This window comes from Phenylobacterium sp., assembly GCF_036402295.1.
GTDB lineage: Bacteria > Pseudomonadota > Alphaproteobacteria > Caulobacterales > Caulobacteraceae > Phenylobacterium.
This window is the reverse complement of record NZ_DASWTE010000437.1, coordinates 1-10,956: the sequence shown is the minus strand read 5'-3', so window position 1 is coordinate 10,956 and position 10,956 is coordinate 1. Positions and strand designations below refer to the sequence as shown.

At 68.9% G+C, this 10,956-nt stretch carries 9 protein-coding genes; 8 read left to right on the top strand and 1 reads right to left on the bottom strand.

Annotated features, from left to right (window positions below; all coding sequences use genetic code 11):
• The first annotated feature begins 220 nt into the window (after positions 1-220).
• From VGD44_RS24970 to VGD44_RS24960, 3 genes are all read left to right on the top strand, one after another.
• Positions 221-1,432, top strand: coding sequence for a DUF1624 domain-containing protein (locus VGD44_RS24970; RefSeq protein WP_331091225.1), 1,212 nt, complete (start codon positions 221-223; stop codon positions 1,430-1,432).
• 338 nt (positions 1,433-1,770) lie between these two features.
• Positions 1,771-3,912 (top strand): TonB-dependent siderophore receptor, encoded by a 2,142-nt coding sequence (locus tag VGD44_RS24965; protein ID WP_331091223.1) that lies wholly within the window; start codon positions 1,771-1,773, stop codon positions 3,910-3,912.
• Positions 3,913-3,988: 76 nt separating this feature from the next.
• Positions 3,989-5,020 (top strand): PepSY-associated TM helix domain-containing protein, encoded by a 1,032-nt coding sequence (locus VGD44_RS24960; RefSeq protein WP_331091221.1) that lies wholly within the window; start codon positions 3,989-3,991, stop codon positions 5,018-5,020.
• Here the strand turns inward: VGD44_RS24960 and VGD44_RS24955 are convergent.
• Positions 5,014-5,943, bottom strand: coding sequence for a glyoxylate/hydroxypyruvate reductase A (locus VGD44_RS24955; RefSeq protein WP_331091219.1), 930 nt, complete (start codon positions 5,941-5,943; stop codon positions 5,014-5,016). The two genes, VGD44_RS24960 and VGD44_RS24955, sit on opposite strands and share 7 nt — an antisense overlap.
• A gap of 346 nt (positions 5,944-6,289) precedes the next feature.
• Between VGD44_RS24955 and VGD44_RS24950 the strand changes: the two genes are divergently transcribed.
• The 5 genes from VGD44_RS24950 to VGD44_RS24930 form a co-directional block, all read left to right on the top strand.
• The gene (locus VGD44_RS24950) at positions 6,290-6,958 is read left to right on the top strand and encodes a haloacid dehalogenase type II (RefSeq protein ID WP_331091217.1); all 669 of its coding nucleotides are present in this window, start codon (positions 6,290-6,292) and stop codon (positions 6,956-6,958) included.
• Between the two features lie 13 nt (positions 6,959-6,971).
• Complete coding sequence (locus VGD44_RS24945) at positions 6,972-8,252, top strand: FAD-binding oxidoreductase (protein WP_331091215.1); 1,281 nt, start codon at positions 6,972-6,974, stop codon at positions 8,250-8,252.
• Positions 8,252-9,787 carry an ABC transporter substrate-binding protein gene (locus VGD44_RS24940; RefSeq protein WP_331091212.1) on the top strand — a complete coding sequence of 512 codons (1,536 nt, stop codon included), beginning with the start codon at positions 8,252-8,254 and terminating at the stop codon, positions 9,785-9,787. The genes VGD44_RS24945 and VGD44_RS24940 overlap by 1 nt, the downstream gene beginning before the upstream one ends.
• 4 nt (positions 9,788-9,791) lie before the next feature.
• Positions 9,792-10,742 (top strand): ABC transporter permease, encoded by a 951-nt coding sequence (locus VGD44_RS24935; protein ID WP_331091210.1) that lies wholly within the window; start codon positions 9,792-9,794, stop codon positions 10,740-10,742.
• Positions 10,742-10,956: hypothetical protein (locus tag VGD44_RS24930; RefSeq protein WP_331091208.1), on the top strand; the 215-nt coding region annotated here is incomplete at its 3' end. The genes VGD44_RS24935 and VGD44_RS24930, both read left to right, overlap by 1 nt.

Genomic DNA, 10,956 nt, shown 5'->3' with positions numbered 1-10,956 from the left:
GCATCGGTCGCCTGGGTCAGCGGCCTTTCGAGGCCTGCTCTTCTCGCATGGCGGGCGCCGCGCAATCTGCTGTTTGAACGGCGGGTTTCGGCAAATGATCGTCGCCGAGCGCCGTGCAATTGGCAGGTTGCGCCTGGGCCGTGGGACTATCGTTCGAGTCAGGCAGGCGACATGGGCCCAGTCCCGGACATCGCTTCGCCAAGGACGGACGGAGGATCGCATGGGCGCCGTTGTGGGTGGTGAGGCCGCCGTTCCGCTGGGAGCCGCGCCGAGAGCGGCCAGCGACGCCAAGGCCGTGACCCGCACGCGGCTGCTCGCCATCGACGCCCTGCGCGGCCTAGTGATGCTGTTCATGCTGGTCGACCATGTGCGGGAGGTCTTCTACGCCCATCACGCGGTCACCGACCCGATGAACGCCTGGACCATCGAGCCGGCGCTGTTCTTCACCCGGGTCACGAGCCAGATCTGCGCGCCCGTCTTCGTCTTCCTGACCGGCCTGTCGGCCTATCTGTACGGCCAGTCGCACTCGAAGAAGGAGACGGCGCTCTTCCTCCTGAAGCGCGGCGCCTTCCTGATGGTTCTGGAACTCACCGTGGTGGGCTTCGCCTGGGCGGCGCAGACCTTGCCGCCGACCTTCTGGTTGCAGGTCATCTGGTGCATCGGCGTCTGCATGATCGCCCTCGCGGGCCTGATCTACCTTCCGCGCGTGTGGCAGATCGTGGTGGGCGGTGTGATCGTGGCCGGCCACAACCTGCTGGACGGCATCGTGCTGACCGCCCAGTCGCCGTTCTATGTCCCCTGGGCGATGCTGCATCAGCGCTCGGTGATCGAGCTGGGCGGCGGAATGGTCGCCAAGACCACCTATCCGGTCCTGCCGTGGATCGGCTTGATCCTGCTGGGTTATGCCATCGGTCCCTGGTTCGCGCGCGGAACCGATCCCGCGCAGCGGATGAAGCGGCTGCTGGTCGCCGGCGGGGCCCTGCTGATCGGCTTCGTCCTCATCCGCTACGCCAACATCTACGGCGACAAGCCGTGGGTCGAGACGGGCGACGCCCTGCGCACCACCATGAGCTTCCTTGCGCTCACCAAGTACCCACCGTCGCTGCTGTTCCTCATGCCGACGATCGGCCTGGGCCTGATCTTGCTGGCGCTGTTCGAGCAGATGGAGGACGCCCCCAGCATGGCCCGCCTGGGCATCTTCGGCGGCGCTCCGATGTTCTTCTACATCCTGCACCTCTACGTCCTGAAGGTGCTCTATTTCTCGGCCGTCGCCATCTGGGGCCTGAACCAGGGCAAGTACTTCGGTTTCGACAACGTCGGCCTGATCTGGCTGACTTCGCTGGTCCTGCTTGTCCCGCTGTACCTGCCGTCCGTGTGGTTTGCGCGACTCAAGCAGCGGCGCCGCGACCTGACCTGGTTGCGCTACCTGTAGGCGCGCCGGCGGGTTGGTTTCAGGGGCGCGATCCGGCCGGGATCGCGCCCCTTCTCGTTGGGCGTGAGGGACTCGGGGCGACCGTCTGAGTTGTGGGCGCAGCCTGGACTTGCGACCGGCATTTTCTGCGGTTTCCGCACCCAATACCGAACGTTCACCTGCTGCGTTGTGCCGATTTGATGACAAATTCCCGGGTGGCGGCCGGACACTCATCCTGCAAGTGAGAGTAACCGTTTGATTTGGATAAACGAAACCCACCTCCGGCGCGGCTAGAGGCGGCAGAATAATATGTCTCTTGTAGCTAGCCGCAGATCATTCTGAGGTATTGGGGGTTACAAATGCCGATCGCAAAAGCTCTTCGACTTTCCCTGCTCTCCAGCGCCGCGATCCTGGCGATCGCGCCCGCGGCCCTGGGGGCCGAGGCTGCGGAGACCACCAGCAGCGTCGAGGAAGTCGTCGTCCTCGCCCAGAGACAGCAGTATCGGGGCGACATCCCGCTCCAGGACCTGCCGCAGAGCGTCTCGGTGATCGACGCGCAGGTGCTGCAGAACGTCAACGTGACCCGGCTGGACGGCGCCCTCGACCTGGTGGCGGGCGTCGAACGGCAGAACAACTTCGGCGGCCTGTGGGACTCCTTCGCCGTCCGGGGCTTCGTCGGCGATCCGAACGTGCCCAGCGGCTACCTGGTCAACGGCTTCAATGGCGGCCGCGGGTTCGGCGGGCCGCGCGACGCCTCGAACATCGAACGCATCGAGGTCCTCAAGGGACCGGGTTCGGCCCTGTTTGGCCGCGGTGAGCCGGGTGGCACGGTCAACATCATCACCAAGAAGCCGCAGTTCACCCCCGAAGGCAGCTTCACGATCGGGGCCGGTCGCTACCAGACCTACCGGGCCGAAGGCGACTACACCGGGCCGATCAACGACATGATCGCCTTCCGCATCAACGGCGCCTACGAGAGCGCCGACAGCTTCCGCGACCACCTGTCGTCCGACAAGATCGTCGTCTCGCCGTCGGTGGTGGTGAAGTTCTCGGAGTCGACGTCCCTGAACTACGAGATGGAGATCGTGCGGCAGGACGTGCCGTTCGATCGCGGCGTCGTCGCCGTAAACGGTCAGCTCGGGGTTATCCCGAAGTCGCGCTTCCTCGGGGAACCCGGCGACGGCGACAACCGCGTCGAGGTATTGGGCCACCAGCTGCAGGTCGCCCAGAAGCTCGGCGGTGACTGGGTCGCGATGCTGGGCCTCGGCTATCGCGACACCTCGCTGAAGGGCTTCTCCTCCGACGCCGAGCTGACGGCCGGCCGCCAGCTGCTGTTCTCCACGGGCCAGTTCGTCTCGCGCCAGCGGCGATATCGCGACTACGGCGCCGAGCACCTGGTGCTGCGCGGTGAGCTGGACGGCAGTTTCAAGACCGGGTCCTTCCTCCACCATGTGCTGGTCGGCGTCGACGGCGAACGGTTCGACCTCGATCAGATCCAGAACCGCTTCCGGCCTCCCACCGTAGCCGCCAACCCGTCGCCGGCCGCGCACAACGCGGTGAACATCTTCAACCCGGTCTACGGCAACCAGCCGGTCCCGGGGGTCTTCCAGGACATGATCGAGAAGCAGAAGGCCTGGGGGGTCTACGTCCAGGACCAGATCGATCTGACCGACCAACTGAAGCTGCGCCTGGGCCTCCGCTACGACGACTTCCAGCAGCGGATCACCAACCGCCTGAACGGCGCACGCTCCGGCCAGGACGTCACCAAGTGGAGCCCGCAGGTCGGCCTGATGTTCCAGCCCACCGAGGCGCTGTCGCTGTACGCCAGCTACGGCAAGGGCTTCCGCCCGAACAGCGGCTCGGACGTCACCGGCACGCCATTCAGCCCCGAGCTCACCAAGTCATACGAGGTGGGCGCCAAGGTCCAGCTGATGGACGAGGCGCTGGTCGGCACGGTCTCGGTGTTCAAGACCGAGAAGACCAACATCATCACGGCCGACCCGGTGAACACCGGATTCTCCCTGGCGATCGGCGAAGCCGAGAGCAAGGGTTTCGAGGCCGAGCTGGACGCCAAGCTCCCCGCCGGCATCCGGGCGCGGATCTCGTACGCGTACCTCGACGCGAAGATCACCAGCGCCATCTTCGAGCCGGACTTCGGCCGGCCGGTGCCGGCGGGCTCGTCGCTCTTGGGCATCCCGAAGCACAGCGGCAACCTGCTCGTCTACAAGGACTTCGAATTCGCCGACGACCGAGGCCTGTCGGTGGGCTTCAACGTCCACCATTCGGGCCGCCGCCTGGGCGAGACGGCCACCAACTTCTATCTGCCGAGCTACACGCTGGTGAAGGTGTTCGCCTCGTACAAGCTGAACGAGCACATCCGCTTGTCGGCCGACGTGAACAACCTGTTCAACGAGACCTACTACCCGGCCTCGTTCTCGCGGCTGTGGGTCGCCCCGGGCTCGCCGCGGACGTTCACGGTGCGGGCCACCTACGAGTTCTGACCTCCGCCGGTCAGGCGACTTTGATCCGGGCCGTTGGCGGACACGCCGGCGGCCCGCGTCTGTTTCGAGGATGAGCATGGTCCCCAAGCGGCTCCTGCTGCAGGTCCACCGGTGGTCCGGCCTCGTGGCCGCGCTGCTCATCCTGCTGCAGGCCGGCACCGGGGCCCTGCTGGTCTTCCGCACCAGCCTGGCCGAGCTGGTCGACCCCGCCGGAATGACCCGCCGCTCGGCGGCCGGCGAGGCGTCCCTGAGCCAGGTCGTCGACACGGCCCGCGCGCGCTATCCCGGCTACGGCGTCGAGAAGGTCGGCTTCCCGCAGACGGCGCAGGGCGTCTACCTCGTCCACCTCCTCGATCCACGCGGCGCCGGCCGCTACGTCTCGGTCGATCCGGGAACCGGGCAGGCCCTGCGCGCCGGCGGCCTCTGGGCCTTTCCGGCCGAGGCGGTGCTGCAGGTCCACTATCGGTTGCTGGCCGGTCGCGTCGGCTTGGCGCTGGTGATGCTGTCGGGGCTCTCGCTGCTGGTCATGGCCGCGACGGGATTGAGCTACTGGTGGCCGAAGCGCGGTCGCTTGAAGAAGAGCCTGCTGGTGGACACCCGCCTGCCGGGCAAGGTGGTGCTGCGCCAGATCCACCGCACCCTCGGGGTCGCCTGCGCCGCCAGCGCGGTGTTCTCCGCGACCACAGGGCTGGTCGTGGCGGGCGAGTTCATGCTCACGCCTGGACCGCTGGTCCCGCTCGCCGCGTCCGCCGAACCTGTGCGCGGAGACGTGGATGGGGCGCTCGCGCAGGCGCGGACCGTCTATCCGGGGCGTGCGATCCGCGACGTGCGCCTGCGGCAGGCCGGCGCGCTCGACGTCTTCTTCTGGGCGCCGGAGGCGAGCCCGCATGCCGTGCATCGCGTGCGCGTGGACCTGGCGGCGGAGCGCGTCCGCGACGTGACGCCCGCCGCACGCGCCGGGGCGCTCTGGATGACGATCCTGCCGATCCACTCCGGCGACATCTTCGGACGAGCCGGATCGCTCGTGATCCTGCTGGGGGCGCTGGGGCTCGTAACCCTGGCGGCGACCGGACCCATCGTCTGGCTGCTCTCCCGGCGGCGTCAGTAGCCGCGGTCACGGTCGATCAGGCCCACCAGCGGCTCGCCGCGCTGGTGGCGGCGCAGGTTCTCGAGCATTACGGGCGCGGCGGTATCCGGCTGGGTCATGCTGGCCACATGGGGCGTGAGCACGATCCGCGGATGGCGCCAGAAGGGATGCTCGGCCGGCAGCGGCTCAGGATCGGTCACGTCGAGGATCGCGCGGGAAAGCTGGCCGGACTCCAGCGCCGCGAGCAGAGCTGCCTGGTCCAGGTGACCGCCGCGACCGGCGTTGATGACCGCCGCGCCCGGGGGCAGGGCGGCGAAGACCTCCGCGCCGAGGATCCCGCGCGTGGCGTCGGTGAGCGGCAGGAGACAGACCAGCATGTCGGCGCCCGCGAGGAACGGCGCCAGACCCTCGGCGCCCGCGAAGCCCTCCACCCCCGCGATCGCCCGTTCCGAGCGGTTCCAGCCCCGCAGGCGGAACCCGAACGTGGCGAGGCGGGCGAGCACGGCCTGGCCCAGGACACCGAGGCCCATGACGCCGACACATCGGGCCGAGGCCGCCCGGACCTCGATCGGCGCCCAGGCGCCGCGGGCCTGCCGCTCCTGATAGTCGAAGAGGTCGCGGTGCAGGGCCAGCACCGCCATGGTCACGTACTCGACCATGCCGTTGATGATCCCGGGCTCGACCATCCGCACGACGGGGATATGCGGCGGGATGGCCGCAAAGTCGACGTGGTCGACGCCGGCTCCGGACGAGAACAGGACCTTCAGGTTGGGCAGCGCGGCCAGCAGCTCGGGCGGCGCCTGCCAGGCGACGAGGTACTCCACGTCGGCCAGGTCGCCGTGGTCGGGCCAGACGCGGAAGTCCACGTCCGGCGCGTGGCGGGCGAAGTGGCTCGCCCAGGCGCGTCCGCGCGCCGCATCCGACCGGTAGAGGACGCTCGTCATCTGGGTCCGCCTCCTGCTCAGCCTATTGTCGGACGTCCGTCTGCAGCGGCGGCGCCGTAGAGCGGACGCGAGAAGCAGATTCTACGGTCAGAGGCCGTCGGGCCGCGGCCTTCGTGCGGCGGCGGCCTCTCTGGCGAGCTCTCCTCACGAGGGGAGACCTCGGCCCGGAGCGCTCGCGGCAGGGCGGCGCCCTATGCCGAGCCGCCGCGGCAGAATGCGCGTTTGTGCGCCCCTGCGCGGCGCAATCGGAGCCATGTGTCGGCGCCGCCATGCGCTACTGATTGCGATGGAGCGCCCCAGAACGCCGTGCGACGTGGGGCCGGACACGAAGATGCAAGAGGCGCCAATGAGCGGGTTCCGACCGAAGTACATCACCTTCGACTGCTACGGCACCCTGACCAACTTCCAGATGTCGCCGATGGCGCGGAAGCTGTTCCCTGACCGGGTGACGCCCGAGCAGATGGACGAGTTCTGCGACGACTTCCGCGGCTATCGCCTGGACGAGGTGCTGGGCGACTGGAAGCCGTACCGCGACGTGGTGCGCAATTCGGTGGCGCGCACGTGCAAGCGCTGGGGCGTGGAGTTCCGGGAGTCGGACGCCGAAGAGATCTATGCGGCGGTGCCGACCTGGGGGCCGCACCCTGACGTGACCGAGCCGTTGAGCCGCGTGGGCAAGGAAATCCCGCTGGTGATCCTGTCCAATGCAGACAACGCCCAGATCCACCAGAACGTCGAGCTGTTGGGCGCGCCGTTCGCCCACGTCTTCACCGCTGAGGACGCCAACGCCTACAAGCCCCGCCTGCGGGCCTTCGAATACATGCTGGACCAGCTGGGCGTCGGCCCGGAAGACTGCATGCACGTCTCATCCAGCTTCCGCTACGACCAGATGTCGGCCTACGACCTCGGCATAGGCGCCCGCGTGTTCGTGGCGCGTGGACACGAACCCGCCCTGCCGCACTACGCGACCCACCAGATCAAGGACATCGGCGGGCTGCCGGCGCTCGTCGGTCTCTGAGGGTTATGCCGCGATGAAGCTGACCCCGTACTGGCTCGACACCGCGCCGACCTTCACCGGAGCCGCTCAGGGCCCGGTCGAAGGCCGGGCGGACGTGGTCGTGGTCGGCGGCGGCTTCACCGGGTTGTCCGCGGCGCAGGCGTTGGCCAGACGCGGCGCGGCTGTGACAGTGCTGGAAGCGGAACGGGTCTGCGGTGCGGCTTCGGGGCGCAACGGCGGTCATTGCAACAATGGCCTTGCCCACGACTACGCGACCCTCGCCCAGAACATCGGGGCCGAAAGGGCGCGCACGTACTACCGCGCCCATACGGACGCCGTGGACGCGGTCGAGCGGCTGGTCCGGGACGAGTCCATCGACTGCGGCTTCCACCGGCCCGGCCGCATGAAGCTGGCCGCCAAGCCGGACCATTTCGAGAAGATCGCCCGGGCGTACGAAACGCTGCGCGCCGAGGGCGTCGATCAGGACGTGTCGCTCGTGCCACCCGAGCGCATCCGCCAGGAGGTCGGGTCCGACGCCTTCCATGGCGGGATGATCCAGACCCGCAGCGCGCAATTCCACGTGGGCCGGTTTGGGGTCGGACTGGCGGAGGCGGCGGCTCGGGCGGGTGCGCGCGTCCACGAGCAGGCGGCGGTGACCGGACTCCAGCGCCCTGTGGGCGGCCGTTGGCGCGTGACCTCTGCGAAAGGCGTCGTCGAGGCGGATCAGGTGTTCGTCGCCACGGGGGCGACGGCGCAGGGGCCCTTCGGCTGGATCCGGCGGCGGATCGTGCCAGTGGGCAGCTTCATCGTGGTCACCGAACCCTTGGGCGGCGACATGCTGGACCGGCTGATCCCCAACCGCCGCAACTACGTCACCAGCAAGAACATCGGGAACTACTTCCGCCCGACGCCCGACGGCCGGCTGCTGTTCGGCGGCCGCGCCCGGTTCGCCGTGTCCAACCCGCGTGAGGACGCCAAGAGCGGCCGGGTGCTGCAGGCGGCCCTGGCCGACATTTTCCCCGAGCTGTCCGGCGTGCGGATCGACTACTGCTGGGGCGGCCTCGTCGACATGACCGCCGACCGGCTGCCGCGTGCGGGCGAGCGCGACGGCCTGTTCTACGCCATGGGCTACAGCGGCCATGGCGTGCAGATGTCGGTGGGCACGGGACAGCGGATGGCCCGGGCCATGGAAGGCTGCGCCGAGGCCAATCCCTGGCGCGAGCTCAGCTGGCCGGCGATCCCAGGCCATTTCGGCAAGCCGTGGTTCCTGCCGTTCGTCGGGGCCTACTATCGCCTGCAGGACAGGTTGCACTGATGCGCGACGCGACCGCCCTCGACGCGCTGACGCGCCGCGGCCTGATCGGCGCCGCGGGCGGGGCGCTGATCCTGCCCGAGCCGGCGTTCGCCCAGCCGCGGCGGGGCGGGCGCATCCGGGTGGCCACCATGTCGAGCTCCACCGCCGACACCCTTGACCCGGCCAAGGGCGCGCTCTCCACCGACTACGCGCGCCACTACATGCTCTACAGCGGGCTCACCCAGCTCGACGCGCGGCTGACGCCCCGGCTTGCCCTGGCCGAGTCGTTCGAGACGCGCGACCGGATCTGCTGGCGCATCCGGTTGAAGAAGGGCGTGCAGTTCCACGACGGGCGCACCCTGACCGCCGCCGACGTCGTCTACTCCCTGATGCGCCACAAGGACCCGCGGGTCGGGTCCAAGGTGAAGACCGTCGCGGCCCAGATCGCCGAGGCGCGGGCGATCGGGACCGACGAGCTCGAGGTGCGGCTCGTGAGCCCCAACGCCGACCTGCCGACGATCCTGGCGACCTCGCATTTCCTGATCGTCCGGGACGGGACCACCGACTTCCGGACCGCGGTCGGAACCGGGCCGTACCGGCTGAAGGTCTTCAGGCCGGGCGTGCGCACGATCGTCACGCGTAATCCCAACTACTGGAAGCCGGGCCGACCCTACCTGGACGAGATCGAACTGATCGGCATCCCGGACGAGGTCAGCCGGGTGAACGCACTGCTCTCGGGCGACGTGCAGCTGATCAACGCGGTCAATCCGCGGTCCACCAAGCGCATCCGCGCGTCGGCCCGCCATGCCATCCTGGAGACCAAGGCCGGCCTCTTCACCGACCTCGTGGTGCGCCAGGATCGCCCGCCCACCGGCAACGCCGACTTCACCATGGCCATGAAGCTGCTGATGGACCGGGAGCTGATCCGACGCGCCCTGTTCCGCGGCTACGCCACCATCGCCAATGACCAGCCGATCGCGCCCAGCCACCCATACTATCTGCCGGGCCTGCCGCAGCGCGGCTACGACCCGGACCGGGCGCGCTTCCTTCTCAAGCGGTCGGGCCTGCTGGGCGTCCGCCTACCGGTCTACGCCTCGCCGGCCGCCGAGGGCTCAGTGGACATGGCGTCCATCCTGCAGGAAGCGGCCTCGAAGATCGGCCTGCGGCTGGCCGTGAACCGCGTGCCGGCCGACGGCTACTGGTCGACCCACTGGATGAAGCACCCATTGACCTTTGGGAACACCAACCCGCGCCCGACGGCCGACCTGATGTTCAGCCTGTTCTACAAGTCGGACGCCGACTGGAACGAGTCCGGCTGGAAGAACAGCCGGTTCGACCAGCTGCTGCTGGCCGCGCGCGCCGAGGCGGACGAGGCGAAGCGCAAGCAGATGTACGGCGACATGCAGATGCTGGTGCACGAGAAGGGCGGCGTTGCGATCCCCGTGTTCATCAGCAACCTCGACGCCTACGACCGGCGCGTGAAGGGCTTCGGTTCGATCCCGGTCGGCGGCCTAATGGGCTACGCCTTCGCCGAACACGTCTGGCTGGAGGGCTGAGCGGATGGCCCTGACCCTCGCCCTGATCCTTCGCCGGCTCGGCGCCGCGGTCCTGACGCTGCTGCTGGTGTCGCTGGTGGTCTTCACCATCTCGTCCCTGCTGCCGGGCGACGCGGCGCAGGAGACGCTGGGCCAGAGCGCCACGCCCGAGGCCGTCGCGGCGCTGCGCGAGCAGCTGGGCCTGAACCAGCCGGCGCCCGAGCGCTATGTCCGCTGGCTGGGCGGGCTGGTCACCGGCGATCCCGGCCGCTCCATGGCCAACGACCTGCCGGTGCGCGAGCTGATCGGGGCGCGCCTGCCCAAGTCGCTGCTGCTGGCCGGCCTGACGGCGGCGGTGTCGGTGCCGTTGGCGCTGGCCATCGGCATCCTGTCGGCCATGTTCCGCGGCTCACTGCTGGACCGCGCGCTGAACGTGGCGACGCTGTCGATGGTGGCGGTGCCCGAGTTCCTGGTGGCCACCATCGCCGTGCTGATCTTTGCGGTGAAGTTGCGCTGGCTCCCCTCGCTCACTCTGGTCCCGGAGGAGGCGACGCTGGGCGAGATGCTCCGCGCCTACGCCCTGCCGGTGATGACGCTCTGCTTCGTGATCGTCGCCCAGATGGCGCGGATGACGCGGGCGGCGGTGATCGACCAACTGAGCCAGCCCTACGTGGAGATGGCCGTGCTGAAGGGCGTGGGCCCGATCCGCGTGGCCCTGACGCACGCGCTGCCCAACGCCATCGGCCCGATTGTCAATGCGGTGGCGCTCAGCCTGTCCTACCTGCTGGGCGGGGCGATCATCGTGGAGACCATCTTCAACTACCCAGGCGTCGCCAGCCTGATGGTGGACGCGGTCACCAGCCGCGACATGCCGCTCTTGCAGGCGTGCGCGATGATCTTCTGCAGCGCCTACTTGATGCTGGTGCTGATCGCCGACGTCTGCGCCATCCTGGCCAATCCGAGGCTCCGGCGCTGATGACCGACGCCGTCGCCCCTGTCGCCCCAACGGTCCGGCCCTCGGCGGCCGTCCGCGCCGCGCGGTTCTGGACCTCGCTGCCGATTTCAGGCCGCGTCGGACTGGCGCTCGTTGTCTTCTGGGTCGCGGCCGCCATCTTCGGGCCGTTCCTGGCGCCCTACGAAGTCGGGGCGATCGTCGCGCCGGACGTGTTCGAGGGCTCCAGCGCCGCCCA